This is a genomic window from Brevibacillus sp. NPDC058079 (assembly GCF_042885155.1).
GTDB lineage: Bacteria > Bacillota > Bacilli > Brevibacillales > Brevibacillaceae > Brevibacillus.
Genome location: NZ_JBHVSO010000003.1, coordinates 261,581 through 282,146 on the forward strand (window position 1 = coordinate 261,581; position 20,566 = coordinate 282,146).

Annotated in this window: 22 protein-coding genes and 2 pseudogenes; 8 read left to right on the plus strand and 16 right to left on the minus strand. The window is 42.1% G+C overall.

The genetic code is table 11. The annotated features are described in order from the left end of the window. Positions 1–119: 119 nt before the first annotated feature. The 3 genes from ACFVS2_RS11385 to ACFVS2_RS11395 all read right to left on the minus strand — a co-directional run bounded on the left by ACFVS2_RS11385 (position 120) and on the right by ACFVS2_RS11395 (position 2,394). Complete coding sequence (locus ACFVS2_RS11385; protein ID WP_390233847.1) at positions 120–1,325, minus strand: ROK family transcriptional regulator; 1,206 nt, start codon at positions 1,323–1,325, stop codon at positions 120–122. A 288-nt stretch (positions 1,326–1,613) separates the two neighbouring features. Further along, positions 1,614–2,102 (minus strand): PepSY domain-containing protein, encoded by a 489-nt coding sequence (locus ACFVS2_RS11390; RefSeq protein ID WP_390233849.1) that lies wholly within the window; start codon positions 2,100–2,102, stop codon positions 1,614–1,616. 37 nt (positions 2,103–2,139) lie between these two features. Next, on the minus strand, positions 2,140–2,394 hold the full coding sequence (locus ACFVS2_RS11395) for a hypothetical protein (RefSeq protein WP_390233852.1): 255 nt from the start codon (positions 2,392–2,394) through the stop codon (positions 2,140–2,142). Positions 2,395–2,652: 258 nt separating this feature from the next. Here ACFVS2_RS11395 and ACFVS2_RS11400 point away from each other — a divergent pair, with 258 nt between their 5' ends. Continuing rightward, positions 2,653–2,895 (plus strand): hypothetical protein, encoded by a 243-nt coding sequence (locus ACFVS2_RS11400; protein WP_390233854.1) that lies wholly within the window; start codon positions 2,653–2,655, stop codon positions 2,893–2,895. Between the two features lie 248 nt (positions 2,896–3,143). Here the strand turns inward: ACFVS2_RS11400 and ACFVS2_RS11405 are convergent, their stop codons facing one another. After that, positions 3,144–5,360 (minus strand): glycosyl hydrolase family 18 protein, encoded by a 2,217-nt coding sequence (locus ACFVS2_RS11405; protein WP_390233857.1) that lies wholly within the window; start codon positions 5,358–5,360, stop codon positions 3,144–3,146. Positions 5,361–5,757: 397 nt separating this feature from the next. Between ACFVS2_RS11405 and ACFVS2_RS11410 the strand changes: the two genes are divergently transcribed. Further along, the gene (locus ACFVS2_RS11410) at positions 5,758–6,276 is read left to right on the plus strand and encodes a hypothetical protein (RefSeq protein ID WP_390233860.1); all 519 of its coding nucleotides are present in this window, start codon (positions 5,758–5,760) and stop codon (positions 6,274–6,276) included. Positions 6,277–6,333: 57 nt separating this feature from the next. Next, on the plus strand, positions 6,334–6,624 hold the full coding sequence (locus tag ACFVS2_RS11415) for a hypothetical protein (RefSeq protein WP_390233863.1): 291 nt from the start codon (positions 6,334–6,336) through the stop codon (positions 6,622–6,624). A 161-nt stretch (positions 6,625–6,785) separates the two neighbouring features. Here ACFVS2_RS11415 and ACFVS2_RS11420 read toward each other — a convergent pair whose 3' ends face one another. Both ACFVS2_RS11420 and ACFVS2_RS11425 read right to left on the minus strand, forming a co-directional pair. Then, complete coding sequence (locus ACFVS2_RS11420; RefSeq protein ID WP_390233865.1) at positions 6,786–6,971, minus strand: hypothetical protein; 186 nt, start codon at positions 6,969–6,971, stop codon at positions 6,786–6,788. A gap of 476 nt (positions 6,972–7,447) precedes the next feature. Then, complete coding sequence (locus ACFVS2_RS11425; protein WP_390233867.1) at positions 7,448–7,603, minus strand: hypothetical protein; 156 nt, start codon at positions 7,601–7,603, stop codon at positions 7,448–7,450. 148 nt (positions 7,604–7,751) lie between these two features. Between ACFVS2_RS11425 and ACFVS2_RS11430 the strand changes: the two genes are divergently transcribed. After that, the gene (locus tag ACFVS2_RS11430; protein ID WP_390233869.1) at positions 7,752–8,135 is read left to right on the plus strand and encodes a hypothetical protein; all 384 of its coding nucleotides are present in this window, start codon (positions 7,752–7,754) and stop codon (positions 8,133–8,135) included. Between the two features lie 467 nt (positions 8,136–8,602). On the opposite strand, the gene ACFVS2_RS11435 is transcribed toward ACFVS2_RS11430, so the two are convergent. Together ACFVS2_RS11435 and ACFVS2_RS11440 are read right to left on the minus strand one after the other, a co-directional pair. Next, entirely contained in the window at positions 8,603–8,824 is a 222-nt protein-coding gene (locus tag ACFVS2_RS11435) for a DNA adenine methylase (protein ID WP_390234523.1), read from the minus strand. Positions 8,825–8,833: 9 nt separating this feature from the next. Then, positions 8,834–9,154 (minus strand): DNA adenine methylase, encoded by a 321-nt coding sequence (locus ACFVS2_RS11440; RefSeq protein ID WP_390233872.1) that lies wholly within the window; start codon positions 9,152–9,154, stop codon positions 8,834–8,836. 286 nt (positions 9,155–9,440) lie between these two features. Here ACFVS2_RS11440 and ACFVS2_RS11445 point away from each other — a divergent pair, with 286 nt between their 5' ends. Beyond that, a complete protein-coding gene (locus ACFVS2_RS11445; protein WP_390233875.1) occupies positions 9,441–10,433 on the plus strand; it encodes a GNAT family N-acetyltransferase in 993 nt (330 codons plus the stop codon). 252 nt (positions 10,434–10,685) lie between these two features. Further along, a complete protein-coding gene (locus ACFVS2_RS11450; RefSeq protein ID WP_390233877.1) occupies positions 10,686–11,120 on the plus strand; it encodes a hypothetical protein in 435 nt (144 codons plus the stop codon). A gap of 613 nt (positions 11,121–11,733) precedes the next feature. Here the strand turns inward: ACFVS2_RS11450 and ACFVS2_RS11455 are convergent. Then, positions 11,734–11,931: pseudogene (locus ACFVS2_RS11455) on the minus strand (Tn3 family transposase); the annotation flags it as partial. A gap of 163 nt (positions 11,932–12,094) precedes the next feature. Between ACFVS2_RS11455 and ACFVS2_RS11460 the strand changes: the two are divergent. After that, positions 12,095–12,649: a PadR family transcriptional regulator gene (locus ACFVS2_RS11460; RefSeq protein ID WP_173619052.1), complete on the plus strand. Its 555-nt coding sequence runs from the start codon at positions 12,095–12,097 to the stop codon at positions 12,647–12,649. A gap of 1 nt (position 12,650) precedes the next feature. Then, positions 12,651–13,631: a BtrH N-terminal domain-containing protein gene (locus ACFVS2_RS11465; RefSeq protein ID WP_390233880.1), complete on the plus strand. Its 981-nt coding sequence runs from the start codon at positions 12,651–12,653 to the stop codon at positions 13,629–13,631. A gap of 865 nt (positions 13,632–14,496) precedes the next feature. On the opposite strand, the pseudogene ACFVS2_RS11470 reads toward ACFVS2_RS11465, so the two are convergent. The 7 genes and pseudogenes from ACFVS2_RS11470 to ACFVS2_RS11500 all read right to left on the minus strand — a co-directional run. Further along, a pseudogene (locus ACFVS2_RS11470) lies at positions 14,497–14,586 on the minus strand (helix-turn-helix transcriptional regulator); the annotation flags it as partial. A gap of 145 nt (positions 14,587–14,731) precedes the next feature. Next, positions 14,732–15,532 carry a hypothetical protein gene (locus ACFVS2_RS11475; RefSeq protein ID WP_390233883.1) on the minus strand — a complete coding sequence of 267 codons (801 nt, stop codon included), beginning with the start codon at positions 15,530–15,532 and terminating at the stop codon, positions 14,732–14,734. Between the two features lie 684 nt (positions 15,533–16,216). After that, entirely contained in the window at positions 16,217–16,438 is a 222-nt protein-coding gene (locus ACFVS2_RS11480) for a helix-turn-helix domain-containing protein (RefSeq protein ID WP_003387736.1), read from the minus strand. 421 nt (positions 16,439–16,859) lie between these two features. Further along, a complete protein-coding gene (locus tag ACFVS2_RS11485; protein WP_390233885.1) occupies positions 16,860–17,783 on the minus strand; it encodes an ABC transporter permease in 924 nt (307 codons plus the stop codon). 44 nt (positions 17,784–17,827) lie between these two features. Further along, the gene (locus tag ACFVS2_RS11490; protein ID WP_390233887.1) at positions 17,828–18,751 is read right to left on the minus strand and encodes an ABC transporter permease; all 924 of its coding nucleotides are present in this window, start codon (positions 18,749–18,751) and stop codon (positions 17,828–17,830) included. Between the two features lie 34 nt (positions 18,752–18,785). Further along, positions 18,786–19,649 (minus strand): ABC transporter permease subunit, encoded by an 864-nt coding sequence (locus ACFVS2_RS11495; RefSeq protein WP_390233890.1) that lies wholly within the window; start codon positions 19,647–19,649, stop codon positions 18,786–18,788. Positions 19,650–19,999: 350 nt separating this feature from the next. Next, a complete protein-coding gene (locus ACFVS2_RS11500) occupies positions 20,000–20,521 on the minus strand; it encodes a GNAT family N-acetyltransferase (RefSeq protein WP_390233892.1) in 522 nt (173 codons plus the stop codon). Between the last annotated feature and the right edge of the window lie 45 nt (positions 20,522–20,566).

Genomic DNA, 20,566 nt, shown 5'->3' on the forward strand with positions numbered 1-20,566 from the left:
ACCCCCAAAACATTGCCAAACACGACACGCTTCCCTTTTCGACTCGCCCCCTTTCAACGATTTTTAATGGATGAAAACTTTCTTTTTCCAATGACCAAACAAAGAATGTAAAAAAGATGTTACAAGCTGAAGTGAAAAACCTCTTGTAACAAAACAGCAGCAGCAGCCTTGACCTCGAAATCAGCTCCCAATACAGTTGGACGGAATTCCAGCCCTTCGACCATCGTCCCCATCGCTTGAGCCATCACTTGTTTTTGGATGCGATCAAACAACACTTGATTGTCTCGGATCATTTCTCCACCCAGAATGATTAGGCTCGGGTTGAACAAATTCACCAGATTCACAATGCCGATCGACAAGTACGAAGCGATTTCGTCGACGATGTCTTGGCATACTTGATCCCCTTGATGCAGTGCTTGGCGAAAGACATCAAATGTGATTCTTGTCATATCTCCGTCAGCCAAATCCATGACGAGCGTTTCTTTTCCGCGTGTAACGGCGGACAATATGCCTGAGTAAATGGCTGGCCACGCCACGTAGTTTTCCAAACAGCCGACGTTGCCGCAGTCACAGCGCATCCCACTTCGATCGACTGTCGTATGCCCGAATTCACCTGCTCCACCTCGGCTTCCGCGGAAGATGGAACCGTTTACAACGAGACCCGAACCAACCCCTTCTCCTACGGTAACAAACAGGAGATTGTCAGCATTCAGTCCACCACCAAAGTTTTTTTCTGCCAGCGCGATTGCATTGGCATCATTGTCGAGCCATGTGTTTAGCCCAAAACGTTCTTCTGCCATGTCCTTTAACGGAACATCATGCAAGCGCAGCTTGGAGTTGAAGCGGATGACCCCACTCGCTGCATCGACAATCCCTGGTGCGATGATGGAAATGCCTAGACAACGACTAACATCATCCACTGACTGGAGAAAGTCCTCAATCGAATCCAGTACATACTGGATGATCAGGTCACTCACTTGACCAGCTTTTACCGGATAGATTTTCTTTTGCTTTGTAGCCGCTTCCAAATTCATTTCCGCAATCGTAATCGCTGTATTCGTAATAGAGACGCCAATCAAAAACTTCCCGTCTGGACAGAAGCGAACCATAATAGGCTTACGGCCACCCTTTGACTCACCTGTCCCATCTTCTGCAACCATGCCGTCACGGATCAGCTCATTGACTGCCGAGGTGACTGTAGTTGGACTGATGCCCTGCTTTTTGGCGATATCACTTCGCGAGATGGGCCCAAACTGGCGAATAGTGTCGAGTATAATAAAGCGATTGAGCTCTTGGATTAGTTTCAGATCTCCAGTTCTGCGCATCGTATTCGTTCATCCTTTGTTTTTCCAATGACTTTATAAAGTGATCATACTGAAATTTGTATTTTGTGTCAATTTCGTTTTTTCTTAGATTTCAATCAATTTTTTCTGATTGAATATTCCATATATCTTCGCCAACAATCAAGCTGATATACTATATCGCCTTGGGTGCCTATCTCACCTTGGATTCTAATAGCTCTGGAGACTTTATAGGAGGCTACGATGAAACGAAAACCATTCCACTAAAGAATGGCCCCGCCAAGTTCGGTTACAACGGCCCATTAGCCACTCTTATCTGGAAAAACCGCTCCACCCACTATGAACTAACGTACCATTACTATTATGAGGACGATGTGGAAGCCAAGCTGGTGGAGAAGGAGGTTCTTCTTGCTTATTCTTATTCTGTGGGCCGTAGGTATAAAACTCACCCGTCAGCGCATCTATTTTTGCATCGAATAACATAGGCAGGGTATAAACGAGAGAAGCTTTGCCTTCCTCTTGCAAGATATACTGTAACTGCAATGGATATTTCTTGAGTAAAGCGGCTGCAGCTTGTTCCTGGGAGATTGCCTTCTTCGGATCAGTCATTACTCCATCGACCTTTTCATTGAGATCGCTCCCCATGACTTTCCCATTGCTACCGTTGATCGAGATATGCGTCAGCCAATCCTCTACAGGAATCCCTTGCTCTTGCGTCAATTTTTTAGTAGCGGTCTTTGACACACGAGTATCGATGACATGATAGTTCACAATTGAACCTGTCTCCGGTTCGATTAGCATGCTCCCAATCCATCCGTCGTCCGTTCTCCACGAATAATTAGTACGTCCCTCCCATTTCTTTGTTTTCCAGAAATAATTGATAATCACGGGTTTTCACCAGTTTATTCTTCAAAAAAGACATCCCCTTTTGCAAAATCATAACCCCTTTTTCTACCAGTTTGTTTATTTCAGGTGTCATTTGCTCTACTTTTATTTTTTCCAGCGTGTTCTCCCTTGCCAGTGCACCACTAGAAGATGACATCGCAATACTTGCAGCCATCAGGAGGAACACAGCGTGCGTAACTTTTTTCATCATTTCTCTTCCTCTCGTCTGTTCATATTTGCTTTCTCGCATTCATTATTCGAACCTCAATCTGTTTTGTTTCAATTATCCCGAAAAATTTACATAAAAAAACATTCCTCCGATGAATCGAAGGAACGCTGTGCCTGCCTTGGTAAGAAGTCGGAATACTCCCCTTTGCTTTTCATTTAAGTCCCCAACTGGGCCTTATGGCTTGGCTTATTTCTTATGTATGTTAAAATTTACAAAAAAGGGAAATGGGGCGTTAGTATGAGTGAGCAGCCCTTTTGGTTTAAAGCGACTGCAACTGTTGTTGTTGTCATTGGAATTTTAGCACTACTGACAAGTGTCGCTTTCTTTCAGCTATTAGCATTGGTAGGCCTTGTCGTTATCTGTGCCTCGAAAGGCGTATTGGAATGGAAAAAGAACAGAGACTGGGCTGTTATTATTTTTGGACTGGTTGCATTACAAATCGTTATTGTTATCAACGCATTCTATCACTTTTTTACATAAGCCACTTTGTTAATTCGACATGAGTGGAAAATATTTCTTGATTACTATTATGAACATTAATATAATAATAGTGAATTTGGAATTTTAAGGAGGGGCTTCTATGAATACTGCAATTGCGATTCTTACTTTTATTGGAGATCTTATTCCATTAGTCCTCCAACTGTTAAAAGCCTTTGCTTAATTTCCAAACGAACAAATAGGGGCTGTTCCTCCGTCATTTATGACTAGAGGGACAGCCCCTTCCTTACTTATTGGGTATCTGCATTTCCTTCTGTTTCTGGCGTTTCTTCTGTTCCTTCCGTTCCTTCGGTTTCCTCCAAAATCTCCTCATCTACATAACCATCGACTCCTTCTACTGCCGCTTGCTGTTGAACTTGCCAGAGAGCCGCTACATTTGATGGCTCCCACCCTACGAGAGAAGTGTGTGGTTGCAGACATTTGTATACCTTGCCTTGATAGCTAACCAGGTCACCAGGTACGTAGCTTACATTTGGAGCCCATGCTGGAGTTCCCGGATTTGCAGCATCTGTCACGCCTACGACCTCGATGCTTTTCTGAGAAGAATTACCTGCTGCATCCTTCGCTACCACCGAGAAGGTATAAGACGTGTTAGGCGTGAGTCCTGTGACAGTTGCAGTTGTAGTCGTTACATCCGTTGCTAATGCTGTCCCGTTGTAAACCTCGTAATTCGTCACCGCGATATTGTCTGTAGAAGCAGCCCAGCTCAAGCTGATACTCGTGCCTGTTTTCCCTGTTACAACTAGATTGGTAGGTGTGCTTGGAGGTTGATTGTCTGGCTGAATCGTATCCGTCGTAACCGTTACCTCATTGCTTGCTACTGAGGAATTACCCGCTGCATCTTTCGCCTTCACCGTGAATTGGTACGTAGTGCCAGCTGTAAGCCCGCTAATCGTCGTAGTTGTACCGGTTACCGTTTTCGCAAGCTGAGTGCCATTGTATACTTCATAGCCAGTAACCCCTACATTGTCGGTAGCAGCTCCCCAACTCAGGCTAACACTTGTAGCTGTTTTTGCAGTCGCTTGGAGAGTGGCTGGAGCTGTCGGCGGTACATTGTCGACTGGAGCTGTCCCGCCCAGAAGATCGCCATTCACTTTGTCCAGTAGAACCTTGTTACGGTCCCCGCTAAATTCCCAGAACATTGCGCCTGCCAATCCTTTGGATGTAATATAAGAGGTTTTGTGTCCGATCGAAGTCACATCGTCATAGCTAATATATGTTTTCGAAGCAGGGTTGAAGAGGTAAGGCACTTTTGCCGCGTCATTCCAGTGGCGTGTGAAGCCATTTTTGTTTACATAATTATTTTGGATATCCGTGAAGTCAAGCATGCCAGGTTCCCACGTTCCTACTGAAGGCCCAGTGCAATTTTGATATTCTCCATTGTTAGCCGTTCCGCAACCCGACCAGCCCCTTCCGTAAAATGGAAGTCCGAGAACGAGCTTGCTGGCAGGAACACCGTCACGAAGATGACCCTCTACAGCTGTTTGGATGTTATAGGTTTGAGCATTTGGCAAACCAGCTGCTCCTGCTGCTGGATCATAGGCCAACGGAGCGTTATGTCCAGTCTGCTTTTGGAAGGCTCCATAGAAGTCGTAGGTCATAATATTGATCCAATCCACAACCCGGGCAATATTTCCAAGCTCTGTATTTGCTGCATAGCTAGGGCTGGCACCAGAGGCAATCGTCAAATAGTACTGTTTGCCATCCGTTACCTCAGCCGCATCGAGTTTGTTTCTGACAGCCTGTAGCAACAACGTATAATTTTGCTTATCTTCTGGACGTTTGCTGTTTCCAGGCAAGCCTCCTTCAACTGGGTACTCCCAATCGAGATCGACCCCATCCATCTGATATTTCCGGATAAAATCTACCGAAGATTGTGCAAATACTTCCCGTGCAGCCGGATCTGCCGCTACATCAGAGAAACGATTGGACCACGTCCAGCCCCCGATCGATATCAATGTCTTCAATTGAGGGTTTTTTTGCTTCAATTTTGCCAATTGATTCAAATTTCCGCGGATCGGCTGATCCCACGTATCTCCTGGAAAGGATTTTTGCACATCAATCCATGGATCTCCGAGAACAACCGTACCATTTGGGGCATTAATATTGCCTACTTCATTCTGGCAAGCCCACGTTTGTGGATTGGGCCCCGTTGGATCAGGGTTGCCGTGTCTGCCATTCCAGCAAATATCCGCAAATGCGTAGTTAATATGCGTTACTTTATTGGGATCGATATCCGTTACATTGTAGTTTCGTCCATAAGCCCCCCATGAGGGATAGTAGCCAATAATTTTGTAATTGGATACCGCTGTCGCCTCCGCTTGATTTTCCTCTGCTTGCGCCGCCTGTGCCGCCATGGGCAATACGGAGGTGACAAGCAGGGCACCTACCATTAGCACATTCCTAACACATTTCCCAAATTTCATAGTATCCCTCTCGATCTTCATGGATTTTGTTACAAATCCATCTTATTACGACTTATATCACGATATGCTAATGCATTTACATAAATGGTAATAAAAGGGTAATCTAATGCAAAAGAACATAAAAAACCCTTCCTTCCGACCAAGGGAAGAAAAGGGAGGATGGGTGGACTGTGTTCAAATCTCTCGTTCACCAAGTCGAACGTGTACACAAGGCACACTCATAAATACCGCCAATGTAATGAGATAGCTTTTCGGACCCGCGCGTTGGGCAGCATCCCCCTAAAAAAATAACTCTACAAAAATTTTAGTATTCACATTTTTGTAACAATCCCTTCCGTACATCCAAAGGAAAACAATTGATAGTCAAGAAATTCATATTGAATTGGAAATAAATTACAAATTAAGGAGTTGTTTTTTTATGAAGCGCACTTTGTCTTGCCTATCTGCTACATTACTTTTAGCTAGTATGTTGGCTACACCATCGTATGCTGAGTCAAATAAGACGACTGCCACCTCTCATTCTCCAAAGTCAAGTCAGTCAATTCAAGCAAAAGCAATAGATCCACATCTATTGAATGGTTTTCGGGTGAAAGAAACTAACAGTGCAACAGTATATTTGGTCATGGATGGTAAAAAAAGAGGCATTGTTAGTGCCGAAGTTTATTTTAAATTATTTAATAATTGGGATGGTATTAGGGAATATCCGTCTCTTAGCAGTATTCCCGATGGGCCAGTCATTGGTGAAAATGCTCAACTGATAAAGTTCCAAAGCAGTGCAACTGTCTACCTTTTGGATGAAGAAAATGGAAGAGTCATTAAGCGCGGCATCACAAGCGCATCTGTTTTTAACAAATACAATTTTGATTGGAATAAAATTATTGTACTTGCTGACTCTCTAAAGAATGCATTTCCCGACGGTTCCCTACTAGACAAATAAATTGTTTTAACAAAGCTTGATAATAGACACACCTCTTACATTGCGTTAAGAGGTGTGTTGACGTTTCTTGTTTATTACTTGATGGATAAAACAAATTCAGATGGAAGTATCGATCTGGATTACATTCAGGTGTCATCACTGAAATACCAACAAGGTAGCTTAGTTGAAGTGGATAAACTTATTACAAAGAAATTACCTGACAAGCACACTCTAGACTTTTCCTATGGCGGTCTAAAGTTGTGGGCGAGTGTGCTCGACAATACAAGTGGTGAAGAAAAACTCGTTAAAACCGATTTATACAAATGGGATTTCAAAACACATAAGATCATTCCTATCAGTAATAAGTGATACCGTATATCTTTTTTCGTCAAACAGCAACGTGTGTGTCTCTGTTTCCAAAGGGCACACCGTTTTCATTGTTTCTAGACAAACTCGCGAATGGTTTCTTTGGCCCGTTCAAGAGTATTCAGAACCTCCCCATTTACCAAATCGATTGTTTTGTCAAATTACTAGACAGGAATCGGGTCTTCGTAGATGTTACCAACGACTTCGACAACGTTCCCAATTTGAACATAGTGAAAAAGGTCATTATCACCTTCGTCCAACGAAATGACATCATTTCTAAAGTCAATTTTTTCGACTGGCAACATCTTTTCTTGGACTGTATCCCAAGCGCGAAACCTAATCGCTCGCATGCTCATTCCTCTTCTTTACAAATCGTGTGGTTTGTATCCACCCTATTAAGAATCTCCTTACCAATATTTGTGATTTCGAGTATTGTTTTTAGAAACACTCCGCACTCCTCGAAATGACCAGGAATATTATGCTGATTAGATTAGGAAGGAGTGGAAAGCGAATGGCGTATCCTGCTCAGGCTCCAACATCTCCACCCCCAAGCTTCATCCCTCCCAGACCAACTTACATCCCTCCACAACCATCTACCTATCTTGTCGATTGTGTGTACGAAAACACTTATGTTTGGCTCGTAAATGGAGAACAATTTTGGTTTTATCCAACTACCGTTGAGTACAACGGGGTTTCAGGCTATCGGTGGAACGGCAGGTCCTGGATGTTTTATGGTATTGATCCAAGGTTTATCGATGCCGTTGTATGTTACCCGACTCCTACCCTTTATTAAGGTGTGGGAGTTTTGTACATATTTACCGATGTGTTACGCACGTGTCTCAATCGCTTTAATCGTCCTTTTGGGTGCTTCACAAATGACCTCTGGATCAATCGCGCAAACGTATGGCGTACCAGTGTTGTGAAGAGCAATCGCCACGTCGATGTTGTGCCCGCAATATCGGCAGTTTGTTGTCCTCGACATCCATCTTTCCTCCCTAACTATTTAGTAAAATAAGACTCGTTATCCCTTACGTATCCTAGTCAAAATACCAAAAATCAAAAATTGTAGTGATGCCCTTGTCCCCTCCAACACCTCCTGCATATATTGGTACAAGGAGGTGATATCTCTCATGGCAACACAGCCGATTACAATCGGGGCAAATAGCATTGCACGGATCGGAGACCGATTTTTCCTAATTGTTGAAGTGGAAGCAAAGGCGCCTGGTGTTGAAATTGACCCCGTTTTTGCGGTTCGTACAACGCCCCAACAGGCGAGGGCACTCATTAATGCAGGTGTAATGCGTACTATTATTCAGAACACACGACCGCGAGCCCGCCCAGGATTGAGTGTTGAATTTAAAGGTGTACTGTTCGCTAATGGTCGGTTTTTCTCAGTCTTTGACGTTGAAAACTCAACAGATACTTCAGTACTTGTTAGAATCAGCCGTCAACGAGCGCAAAGGCTTATCCGCAATGGAGCACGGAGAATTAAAGTTATTAGAAGACCTTTCTAACCATTTCACTAAGAGACTGTTAACCTGCACAAGATTAAACCTATCTTGCTGCAGGTTTTTTTGATGGAGTTGAATGGAATGAAACAATATCGTTTGTTACATTACTCTTGAGATGATTTCGTTGAGCGAAGCAACACTCTTCCAAACCATTAGTGATTGTCGAGAAAAAGCTCAACAACTTCTAGCTAAAGGTAAACCGAAAAATTGGATTATAGGTGTACTTTTCATTCTCATTTGGATTCTCCTTGGATTTTGGATATGTTGGTACCTCTACAAATTGCTAATTTCTTGATTGAAGGCTTTCACTTTCCTCCCTGAGCATTTTGTAACCATCCGCTATATGCCGGGCAGCTAGAAGATTGTCTGCTGCCCCACTTGATCAACTAGCACTGGATTGATCCAAAGCACTTCCGTCCGCGCTTGCCCCGTTTCTATAATCTACTGGCGTTCCTTCAGTTGCCACTCACTCAGCAAATCCTCATATATAGCTCATTTGCATATCCGGAGAGCAGCACTGAGCCGGGATGATCATTTAGAGCCTTCAACAAATCAGAATGATCATCATCCGTCATCTCATTCCCATAAATCTCTCCGTTCCTTGTACCCAAAATGTAAGGTGGATCAGCATAAATCAGGACATCTTCGTGTCGATACCTTCCGATGATCTGGAGTGCTGGCCTATTCTCAATTTAGATCTCCTACAGGCGTTCAGCCACTAAACTAATTTTGTTCGGCAATTCATCGACATCATCGTTTGGTAGGTCGTAAACTGCCTTATATTCTTCACGGGAGTAAGGTGTCCAGTAAAGCATCCTTGCCAAATCATCTGTCCGTTCACGAATCATTTGGAACAGATTGACTACATCACCATCGATATCGTTTAGCGTCTCTAGTGTTGCCGACCGTTTATTGAATAGCACTACTCCAGATCCAAAGAACGGCTCAAGGTAGGCTCTGTGCTCGGGCATGTGTTCTATGATCCAGTCAGCCAGGCTCCACTTGCTGTCTGGATAGTGCAAAATCCAACCTCCAAACTCCTCCAAGTCATCGACTGAAATATCATCAACGCCTGACACTTTTCCAGTCAAAATGTTCGTCTAATAGCTAGCTTAGTACCTATAATCCTGTTAATTTTTCCACACTCATAGGAACTGAGAAGAGAATTTTTAATTTTACTTCACCTTCTAGGGCGAAATTTCGCCATGTTATTCCCCCAAGAATTTAAAGTGCCAATTGGATTAACGAAACTAATTGCAATAGATTAAGAGCAGCTTTATGATGATAAAAAACAGAGGTGTCCATTTCATGTATTTCATACCATTTACTGATGAGTTAATCTCAGAGGCTGGGCAACTATTGTCCAAACGTCATAAACTAGATCGTGAAATCCTTTCGGTACTACCAATTGAATGTGAAGATGAAAATTATGCAACGACTGCTGTTAAAACGATATGGTCAAAACCAAACAGTAGCGGAGTCGCAGCAATTGAAGATGGTAAATTAATTGGTTACCTAATTGGACAAAAGATTGAAAATCCTCTTCGGGATCGACATGTCTGGATCAATTTGGAGGGTCATGCAATTTCTCACAATACCTCCGTTGAATTATATAGAGATCTTTATTCAGAGGCTTCTCAACGATGGGTAGATGAGGGATATTTCAGTCATTTTGCACTAATTCCAGCCAGTCAACCGGAATTACTTCATTCTTGGTTCCGTTTAGGATTTGGCTTTGAACAAATACATGCATTACTCTCCTTACAAGATCGGGAATCTCCCTTTGCCTTGAGCATTCCAGATGTTGAAATTCGCTTGGCATCCCCAGAAGATCGTAGTTTGGTAGAGGATATTGCAAATATTATTAGAACTCATCAAAATAAGGCACCCGTTTTTAGTTATTCTTTACGTGATGATCCTCAGGAATTACGTAAAGGTTATGCAGGTCTCCTTGATGATCATGATGTCGATTTCTGGATCGCCTTAAAAGATGGAAAAATTGTTTCTTTCCAAGGATATTTCCCCTTAGATAAAAGTAATGTAAATTTGAATGTACCGGATCGTTGTGTTGAATTAGGGGTTGCTGGTACTCTAGATCAATATCGCGGGCAAGGTATCAATTATGCACTTACACTACATGGACTTGCCCATGTGAAGAAAAAAGGATATGTCTACTGCATGACAGATTGGAGAGAAACGAATTTACAATCTTCACGTTATTGGCCTCGTCAAGGCTTCCATCCTGTTTCTTACAGAGTTTCTCGCCTTATTGATAGCAGAATAACCTCGGTGAAAGAGTAGTTCCAAATCCCCGTCCTCTCTGATATTTCGAAATACTGTATTCAAATAATCGTTTCACGAATCCGTCTAATTTTTACAAATTTCCTTCTAAGCTGATCTACAATAGATCAGCTTGTTTTCATTTATGAAATGACACTTAATGGTGGGTGTTCGTAACTTTATTACTGTTATGTAAAATTACTTCCAGAATAAATATTCAAATAACGGCATAAATTTGGGAATACCTTATAACTTCGTAAGCAGGTGATTATTTTGCCAACCCTTTCATTTGCACAGAACGATAATATTCCAGTGCCCATTGCGACTGAAACGACACTTGTTTCTCTATCACCGATAACAACACGTGTTGGTCAGCAAATTAAATTTGATTCTATGGCTCATCTAGTCGTTAATGTGGACGTACAACCTGATTACCTTATTCGTATATTCTTTGGTTTAAAAAGAGTAACTGGTACAACATCCACTGTAATTGCGAGTTACTCAAATTGGCACAGTCAAACTAACTCCCCTGAATCCCCTTCCGAAATTGGAACGAAATATGAAATGCTTCCTCTTACTATTACTTGGGTTGATACTCCTTCTCCAGGCACTCATATTTACAGCATTTTTCTTCATATTGGAGTGGTTAATAATGTGTACGAAATGTTCGTTCCTATTACTTCGTTAAATGCTATTACCTTCCCATGAAACTTACTAATTACACAATTTGTTAAACTACTGACTTTTCAAGAGCTTATAAACTATTACCAATACATCACGACTCACGACTGGTGTCCTTCTATACCTGTTTTTCACGCTATTTTCGATTCGGCAGAACACTCGTCCAGTCAAAAGGTAAAATTTGTTAATATGTTATCTTAGATCGTTATCAGGAGGTGATATCTCTTGAGCAAGAAAAATTCTAACTCTAAGGGATTCAAGAAAGTAAATGGTCGATTGGTTCAATTTCCAGATCAATATCCGCGTTGTTTCCCTTTTTGCATACCTGAAGGGTGCTATTGGATTTGCTCATATCACACAATGGGACCATACAGACGATGAGAGAAGGACTAAGTAAACTAATTCCCTCTGTTGATGAATTGACTTAGGAGAAGCCATTGTTAATCGAATAGTGCAGCTGGACAATAAATAAAAACCTATCGCCCACCTCCGCCCCTTACCAATAATGGAAGGGGTATTTCTTTATTACAATGAGCATTACTGTAGTGCTTAGTTATATATGAGTTCGAAAATAAAGAACTACATGCTATACGCGAAAGTTCTTTCTTATATATATTTTTACATACTTGTGTGAGAATGGGGTCGCATCGCGTACAGCGGCGTTGATGACTTTGGTGTGAAATGGCGAATACTGATCTGATATATGTGTGTAAAATGTGACGCCGGGCTCCTTGCCATATTTCGCGTTGAAGTGGCCGACGGCTTGGCCTGTGCCACCAGCCCGGAACCACTGACCGTCTGATGATGAAGTCGTACCGTCTCCCCACCAAGTGCTAAAGGTCTGTTGGGACTATGCATTGACCACTTCGGCCAGTTTTCTTTATTCTCAAGAATGCTTGCCAACCGTGGATTTGTGTGCAACGAAAGGAACAAGATATTGATCTTATATTCCACTACTGTTATATTACATATATGAATTATAAATCATGAGGAGTCTCTCCATGAATCAACTTTCGAATGTAGAATTTATGCTGTTGCAAATTATCGCGGAATGTAATCAAGTGTCGGGTTACGACATCAATAAGTTAATCGATCAGCGCGGCTACCGGGAATGGGCGAATATCGGCACGACTTCGATATATACAGGACTGAAGAAATTGAACGATAAAGGATTGATCGAGTCAGAGGGTTCCAGTGAGAAATCCGGTAAGGGACCTATGCCGATACGATTTATCATGATGGAAGCCGGTATGGACTTGCTAAGAAATGAAATCATTGTCAGCCTGTCTTCTTCGCGAGAACGCGACCCCCGGTTCGACCTTGGGTTGGCTGCTTTGCCTTTTGTCAAGAAGGGTGAAGCCATTGAAGCATTGCGGCAACGGCTGGATTTTCTTAAGGAGACTTCGAAACAGATCGGGCGAAAGTCCGAATCGCAAGGAGGCGTTCAATTGCCGTTGCATGTAAGAGCGCTTTTCCTTCATGCTATGAGCCTTATTGAGTGCGAACGGTCATTCGTCGTTCATCTAATCAACGAATTATTGGAGGAGATGAAATAACATGGCTACAATCATTGAAGGTTTCGTTCCTTATCAGGGCGAACATTGCGAGACGACGACGATGGGGAATTTGCTTCAATTTGCGGGTGTCCAGCTTTCAGAACCCATGTTATTCGGACTCGGACAAGGATTGGGATTCATTTATTGGGATTCGAAGGGGCTGGACTTTCCTTTTATCGGAGGAAGAGTGAAGCCGGATGAATTGACTGCTTGCTTAGCCACGCGACTCAACTTGACCGTCAGGATACAAGAAACTTCGTCCGTTGACAAAGCTTGGAAGAACGTACAGAGCTTCATCGAACACGGCAGTCCGGTTGGACTTAAACTGGACTCTTATTATTTGGATTATTTCACAAACAAAGTGCACTTTGCCGCCCACTATGCGGTGATCTATGGGATGGATGACGAATACGCCTACATGGCGGATACGAAACAGCAGGGCGGACTGGTTAAGACGCGTTTGGATCATTTGGCCATGGCCCGCAATGCCAAGGGGTCGATGAGCTCCCGAAATCGTTCCTTCACGATTGAGTCGGTTGTTGCCCTTCCGCCGCTTGTACCTGCTATTCGTGCGTCCTTAACCCAGAATGCGAATGACTATTTGAATCCGCCCATTCGAAATATCGGGAATAAAGGCATTATGAAAATGAGCAGCGAAATTTTGAAGTGGCCTGAGCGCAGCAAAAATTTTGAGCATGATCTATGTTTAACTGCGTTGCTAATGGAAAGAGCGGGAACCGGCGGTGCATTGTTTCGAAACCTATATCGCGATTTTCTCAAAGAATGCACAGAACTGCTTGAAGACCCAAAATTAGAGCAGGCATCATTGATGTTCGCGGAAATCGCTCCAATGTGGGCCAGCGTTTCTTCTTTGATCAACCATGCAGGAAGAACGGGAAGCTACCAGGAACTAAACCAGGTTTCTAAGCTTTTGCTCGAGATTGCGGATAAAGAACGAGCAGCTATGGAATTATTGTTGTAATTCCTAAGCTAGCATAAGGTCGGCTTATTTGAATTAAGCTTAACGTACGTTTTACGCGATTTGTTGTTGATACCCCTTATAGCAATTTCGAGAACCGGGTTACCTTGTGAGATCCGGTTTTTTTCATGCAAAGCATTACTTAGCGTACGATTTTTTCCGGTTCGTGAGCAGGCCCGAGAATTTCTATTTTGATAAATTGCTATAATTACCACGCGGGTTGTTGTTCTATTTGCACCCTTTTCAATCTATCCGTAACCGTCAATATCCGATCAGCTACTTTTCTCCATTGATCAGGCATCCTATTGTTGGGTGCTTTTGATACGTCGATGTTATGCTTCCAGCCGATTTTGTCAGATGTTTTTCCACTCCTCGGTCAAGGTCAATGATCGTTTCAAGTGCGGATGATTCCCGCTCTCTCCCGTCATTTATCAAACGTGTGCTGTGTTAAAACGACCAGGTAACCAATATTCCCCAATTGCGTATTTAAACTGAAAGGAGTGAATTTTGCATGATCGAAATTACATCAATTATTTTGATAACATTGCCCTTCCTTGGATGGTGTTTAATCGTACGTTCAAAGTCCCTGCGTAAAAGATGGATATATGTGCTGATCACTTCTATTATTTATTGGGGAGTTGTGGTATTAATTAACTATCTTGACCCTACGCCCCCTCACTATGAGTAACAACTAACTACGACACTAAAATTCCTACAATTTCCGATTTGTTAAGCACCAACCTCCAGCCTCCCATCGCCTTCTCTGCTTCTTACTTTGTCCGCCCCCTCATGTTCGCCGTTTACAAATGAACATAAAAAACCCTCCCTCCCGACCAAGGGAAGAAAAGGGAGGCTGGGTGGACTGGGTTCAAATCTCTAGTTCACCAAGTCGAACGAGTTCGACTACTGCCTGAGATCGACCTTTGACACCTAATTTTTGCATGACGTTACTCACATGTTTTGAATAACACGATTAAAAGTCTCTTTAGATACGTTGGAGTTTACACTCCTTGTTATCGTCAGTCCAAACAACTTCATATTATTAAACAAATAAAACCGGATATTCCTAAACTAACTATCGTTTAATGATTCGAAATACTTCGCTAGTTAATTTTATTTTGTACTTTATCAAAATCATTTTTGTCATCAGAAAGTTCTTTAATTACACGATCTAGTGCTAAAAAAATAACCACTCCCGCATAACTAAATAAGCTTTGATAATCGATGGTCATAGTAATCTTTTCACTTTCAAGTATTTGTTTGTATTTATCAAAGCATTCATTGATAGATAAAACAGCAATAAAAAAATAGAAGATTATCCTTCTAAACCTTATGCTTTCTTTAGGTCTGAATCTTAGTTTTGTATTGAAATAACTCCATAAAACAGCGTAAACAGGGATCAAAACATAACCTATAAAATAAGTTTCATGGGGCCACTTAAGTTGAACTAAAAAAGTAAGTGAAACGACTAAAGCCACCATTAAAAAGAATATACTTATAAGCTCTTCAAAAAAAAGCTTGCTCCTGTTCATAAAATAATTCTGCTTATTGTATCCTTTTTTTATCAGAATAAATAGGCTTGGCAAATTAGCACACTTTTTCCTGATTTGATATGTTATGTCTGCGACGAAAAACAAGGTAATGAAAAAAGATGAAAAAACAAACAACAAACTATTCGGTGAGGTAGTATATTTCAAGAATAATAAAGCATGTGTGACTACAAGAAGAATAAACAAAACTTCCATAGCCAATAATATATATTTTCCTTTAGCATATTTTGCAATTTCTAAAGATATTCTTTCTACTCCTGGAAAGAATATTTTACTCAGAATAATATTTAAAATGTAGCTAAGAATCCCGAGTGCAATGATCGTCAAAATTATCACTTTTAAATTAAGAATCATAATTACTCCCCCAATAAATAATTTTATCTAATTTGGCATATCTGTGTAGTCAAAATGATAAATTCTATCTCTTAGCAAGTGAGAATCTTTGAATTACTCCGTCTTTATTCATCTCATTCATTTGTTACGCTAAGACATCACTCCCTGGATCACTACTTACTAACGTCACAGGTATGAATTGCTCCCTTGTTGTCTCCTTAAGTGCATTTTCCTTTCATCTGTAACCATAAACATTAATGATAATTCGGATAAAACAACTCATTACTCAAAACTACATACCTTCTTGATTCAATAAAAAAACCACACTGATCCATCCTTGAATGGACCTAAGTGTGGTGGTATTTCCAGCACAAGATTAAATTATGTCCTCATATTATCACAATTCAAAAAATATTGTCAACCACCCTCATTATGATTAATTATGATAGTACTCCCTTAATGTTAAATCAAAAGGGTGCTTAGAATTCAATCTGATGAATGACTCAACCTTAAAATTATGTTTTATAATTCTGGATTTTTAAGATCCTTTAGCTGCTCTTTGTAATGCAATCGGTCAGGAAAATTCTATAATCCCGACCAGTAAGCTTTGGTAATAGGATATAACCGAGGCCAGACAAAGCCCACAAAATAAAAAAACCCTCCCTTCCGACCAAGGGAAGAAAAGGGAGGCTGGGTGGACTGGGTTCAAATCTCTAGTTCACCAAGTCGAACGAGTTCGACTACTGCCTGAGATCGACCTTTGACACCTAATTTTTGCATGACGTTACTAATGTGATTGCGCACAGTCTTTTCGCTGATGAAGAGTTGTCCGGCAATCTCTTTGGTTGTCTTATCTTGGACCAAGAGTTCAAACACTTCTCTTTCGCGATTCGTTAACAACGGCTTGGTTTGGTCGCTACCCTTCAATCGTGCCACCCCTCCTTGTGGGCTCTACAGGAACAAGGTTGAGGGATTACAGAGTCACCTTATCCTATGATGGGGGGTGGGTGATGGTGCCGGAATTTCAAGGATTTTAGGCTTTTGCCTTACATCCTATTCAGAAAATGGGCAATGGGTTCCGAACACCGCTGAGAAACCTCTTCGACATCCGCCGTGAATTTTTCCGTTCGAGACGACGATGGCCGCCAGTTGTCCCCCGTTCAGATCGAGACGAGTTCGCCTCGTCTGATGAGATTGCCATCGGAACCCAAGGCCAACACCGCCCCCGACACTCCAGTCTATTCACCCGACACATATACTGCTCCCTACAATTCGACTTCCATTCCATTATTTTTAACCGGATCAACCAAAAATGCCCTTGATTCGTAAAAATCAAGGGCACCACAACTTAAATAAATGGGGTACGACTATACGTTTGCTCGAACTTATCACGCAAACCTTTGGCTAACAAGCTAAACGATCCAATGGCGATCATGAATGCACCCAGTGGTACGAGAAAAATCCACGTATAGTTACTGTAAATAAAGCCTCGATAAGACCCGAGCAGCCCTGCCCATTCGTGTGTAATGGAATGATACAGAATCGGGTCAAAGGTCATTTTCGTACCACCTACAAACAGGTCAAAGATGCCGAGAAGCCCCATCAAGGTCATGACAGCGATCATTTCTGTCACCAAGATGATAATGAGCTGTTCCTTCAAATGTGGCAAGATGTGGCGAAAGACGATTTGATTCCGGCCAGCTCCCAGTGCAACAGCAGCCAAAACGTATTGTGACTCTTTAATTTGTTCGGCCTTTTGACGCACAGAAGAGGCTACAGAAGGTGTTCCAAGGACAGAGACAAGCCCAATGAAAAGCAGCACGAGCGAGAACGTCGGCAGCTCCGAATTCACATTGATTCCTCGCAAAAGAAAATACACGGGGATAAACACAGGCATATAGCTCCATGCATTTTCAATCGCCATCCACCAACTCTGCTCTTTATCTTGGATGCCGATATAGAGTCCAATCCATGTACCAAGTAACACGCGAATAAATGCGATCGCAAGGGTAATAAAAACAGTGTATGGCGCTCCATGGAGCAAGAGGGTCAGTAAATCATACCCCCATTTGTCCGTGCCGAGTAAATGTTCCTCTGACGGCGGGAAGGGTGGAGAGACCATGACTTGTTTACCGTTCACAATCTCCTGACGCATCTTCGCTTGATATTCCAGATCATAGGGAGCCAAGTAAGGCCCCACCACAGCGATCACGATCAGAAGGAACACGAAAATACTGCCTAGCCATAAAGAAAAATGGAATCGTTTTTTCATCAAAAAACCTCACTTATCCCTCATGCTGAAAAGTGACCAGCTGCTTAAATAAATGGGGTACGACTATACGTCTGTTCGAATTTATCACGCAATCCTTTGGCCAGTAGACTAAAGGAACTGATTGCAAGCATATAAGCAGCAAGTGGAATCAGGAAAATCCACGTGTAATTCGTGTAGACAAAGCTTCGGTAAGTCCCGAGCAGTCCTGCCCATTCATGTGTGGTCGAGTGAAACTCAACAGGGTCATAGTACATAGTCGTGCCACCTACAAACAGACCAAATATCCCGAGAAGCCCCATCAACGTCATGGTGGCGATCATCTCTGTCACCAAAACAATGACCAGATGCTCCTTCAAATGCGGCAGAATGTGGCGAAAGATGATCTGATCCCGCCCAGCCCCCAGCGAAGTCGCAGCTAAAACGTACTGGGATTCCTTGATTTGCTCCGTTTTTTGACGGATGGACGCAGCTACCGAAGGCGCCCCTAGCACTGCCACGACCACTACGAAAAACAACACGAGTGTAAACGTTGGCAACTCTGGATTGATATTGATTCCTTTCAATAAAAAATAGACAGGAATAAATATGGGCATGTACCCCCAGGCGTTCTCAATCGCAATCCACCAACGCTGCTGCTTCTCCAATATTCCAATATACAGTCCGATCCATGCTCCAATCAATAATCGCAATAACGCAATCATAAGCGTAATAAAAATGGTGTACGGTGCCCCATAGAGTAGTTTTGTAAGCAAATCATAGCCCCATTTATCCGTACCCAACAGATGCTCGCCTGAAGGTGCCAGAGGCGGCGAAATGATCACTTGCTTCCCGTTCACCATTTCATTGCGCACTTTCACCTGGTAATCAATGTCATAGGGGGCCAAATAAGGTCCGGCTACACCGATAATCATTAGAAATACTACCAAAATACAGCCTAGCCATAAAGCCCAATTGAACCGTTTCCTCATACCATACCCTCACTCATTCCAAAAGAAGTCTGGGTTATTTATACACAACCGCGCGTTCAATCACATACAGAATGAGACGAATCAACACATAGACTAAAATGGATAGCAAAATAATACCTAAAAGTCCCATGACAGCAGCATTGAATTCGTATCCGCCATCTTTGCTGAAAATAAACCGGGTCAATCCTACGACGTTTAATAAGTACTCAACAATAAACAAGTTGGCTACCGAAATCGCAATCGTCTTCTTTAAATCAGCAATGAGAAACGGCTTGATATTTTTATAGACGTGGTGAATCAGAACATGCCAAATCCCCATCCCCTTGGCAAGTGCTGTTTTTATATAGTCTTCGCCGCCAATTTGTGCATACTTCAGACTGACTACCTTCATGAGAAAAATCGTTGGTCCAATTGACAGTAAAGTGATCGGAAACCAGGTACTCTCAGAGTCACTTATAGGTGATAGGGTGATAATTCGAATGTTCGTCATCTTGTAAAATCCGACCGCACCCACAATCGAAACAACAATCAGGATAAAATCAGGAATCGTGGCAAGGAGATTCAAAACCTTTTGAATTTGACGTACAAACCGAAAGCGCTGCAATAGCAATCCAAAAATAATACTAGCAAGAACTGCGACACTAACACTTGCGAATAGTAGTTCAAAGGAGCTAATTGCAAATGGGAGGATATCCTCTGCGATACTCCTTTCCGTTTGCCCCGAATAATAGGTTCCGAGGGAGCCTTCTGCAATCTGCTGAATCAGATATACCGTATGGACTACGATATTTCCCGGTTCGAACACGATTTCTTCCTTTTGCGTATATAGCATGAACGGCCCACCGCAAACGACGATAACTAGGAAAAACATCCCAATTAATTGTTTTACATAGGACAATCTCTCATCCCCCCTTACTATTTCCAACAATACACTATCTATTAAAAATCATCCAGACAATAGAAAATATTTTATTTTTTTATTCTATTCAAACATAAATAAAAAAGTGGCTGAGCAGGATAGCCTGTCAACCACTTCTCCATTCATGGAAACAGTTGATTCGAAAAAGATGATAGCTGATCGATTACTTCGTAGAAGAAGTAACTACACGCAGCTGCTCATTTTTCATGAGAAGATTTTGAATCGAAGCAGTAAAAGGTTTTCTTACTCCGTCTTTCAAACGTGGTACCATTGGAATCATCTGATAGTCCTCCTTTCTGGCAATATCTTCTTAAGAATAGCATTTTTCCTTATTTACCGTCAATTACTGCTCTCAAATAAGAGGCGAGTTGATTGATTTCGGCCATGTAGATGTTTTCTTGTCCGTAATAGCCCTCCTGCTCCCCTGCAACCTGGGCAAATTTAGAATAGAGCCGGTTCAGATAAACATGGTTAGCATCTGCACTAAAGGTCACTTGTTTCACGTGTTCATTTTCTTCTTGGACCTGTCTGATAAGATGGCGAAAGCCTTTCAGAAATACCCTGCTACTTCGATATTTTTCTTCAACGATGACAGAATGGATATAGCAAATTTCGCCCGCTGGGTCTGGTTGCCTTTCTGCTGTCAAATATTGATAATGGCCCCATCCGACCAATTTACCTCGCTCGTCTTCTATCAGGATCAAATGAGAATCCGGGAGAAACGTCAAAATATGAACAAGCGTGTCACTAAGGGAAAACATACGGCTAAATTCCAATCGATTGCGCATAAAAAATAGCGTGAATTGGGCAAAATCATCGTCACTGGTACAGCTTCTAAATTGGACATGCATCCTTTGCACACTGCCTTTCTTTTTCTGTTCGTTAACGTATCGGCT

What these genes read in the sequence shown, in the direction of transcription:
- ACFVS2_RS11465 (WP_390233880.1), top strand. Translation starts at nt 12,651, where the DNA reads ATGGCTACAATCATTGAAGGTTTCGTTCCTTATCAGGGCGAACATTGC.
- ACFVS2_RS11405 (WP_390233857.1), bottom strand. Translation starts at nt 5,360, where the DNA reads ATGAAGATCGAGAGGGATACTATGAAATTTGGGAAATGTGTTAGGAAT.
- ACFVS2_RS11445 (WP_390233875.1), top strand. Translation starts at nt 9,441, where the DNA reads ATGTATTTCATACCATTTACTGATGAGTTAATCTCAGAGGCTGGGCAA.
- ACFVS2_RS11395 (WP_390233852.1), bottom strand. Translation starts at nt 2,394, where the DNA reads ATGAAAAAAGTTACGCACGCTGTGTTCCTCCTGATGGCTGCAAGTATT.
- ACFVS2_RS11420 (WP_390233865.1), bottom strand. Translation starts at nt 6,971, where the DNA reads ATGCGAGCGATTAGGTTTCGCGCTTGGGATACAGTCCAAGAAAAGATG.
- ACFVS2_RS11385 (WP_390233847.1), bottom strand. Translation starts at nt 1,325, where the DNA reads ATGCGCAGAACTGGAGATCTGAAACTAATCCAAGAGCTCAATCGCTTT.
- ACFVS2_RS11475 (WP_390233883.1), bottom strand. Translation starts at nt 15,532, where the DNA reads ATGATTCTTAATTTAAAAGTGATAATTTTGACGATCATTGCACTCGGG.
- ACFVS2_RS11460 (WP_173619052.1), top strand. Translation starts at nt 12,095, where the DNA reads ATGAATCAACTTTCGAATGTAGAATTTATGCTGTTGCAAATTATCGCG.
- ACFVS2_RS11430 (WP_390233869.1), top strand. Translation starts at nt 7,752, where the DNA reads ATGGCAACACAGCCGATTACAATCGGGGCAAATAGCATTGCACGGATC.
- ACFVS2_RS11500 (WP_390233892.1), bottom strand. Translation starts at nt 20,521, where the DNA reads ATGCATGTCCAATTTAGAAGCTGTACCAGTGACGATGATTTTGCCCAA.
- ACFVS2_RS11410 (WP_390233860.1), top strand. Translation starts at nt 5,758, where the DNA reads ATGAAGCGCACTTTGTCTTGCCTATCTGCTACATTACTTTTAGCTAGT.
- ACFVS2_RS11485 (WP_390233885.1), bottom strand. Translation starts at nt 17,783, where the DNA reads ATGAAAAAACGATTCCATTTTTCTTTATGGCTAGGCAGTATTTTCGTG.
- ACFVS2_RS11425 (WP_390233867.1), bottom strand. Translation starts at nt 7,603, where the DNA reads ATGTCGAGGACAACAAACTGCCGATATTGCGGGCACAACATCGACGTG.
- ACFVS2_RS11490 (WP_390233887.1), bottom strand. Translation starts at nt 18,751, where the DNA reads ATGAGGAAACGGTTCAATTGGGCTTTATGGCTAGGCTGTATTTTGGTA.
- ACFVS2_RS11400 (WP_390233854.1), top strand. Translation starts at nt 2,653, where the DNA reads ATGAGTGAGCAGCCCTTTTGGTTTAAAGCGACTGCAACTGTTGTTGTT.
- ACFVS2_RS11390 (WP_390233849.1), bottom strand. Translation starts at nt 2,102, where the DNA reads ATGCTAATCGAACCGGAGACAGGTTCAATTGTGAACTATCATGTCATC.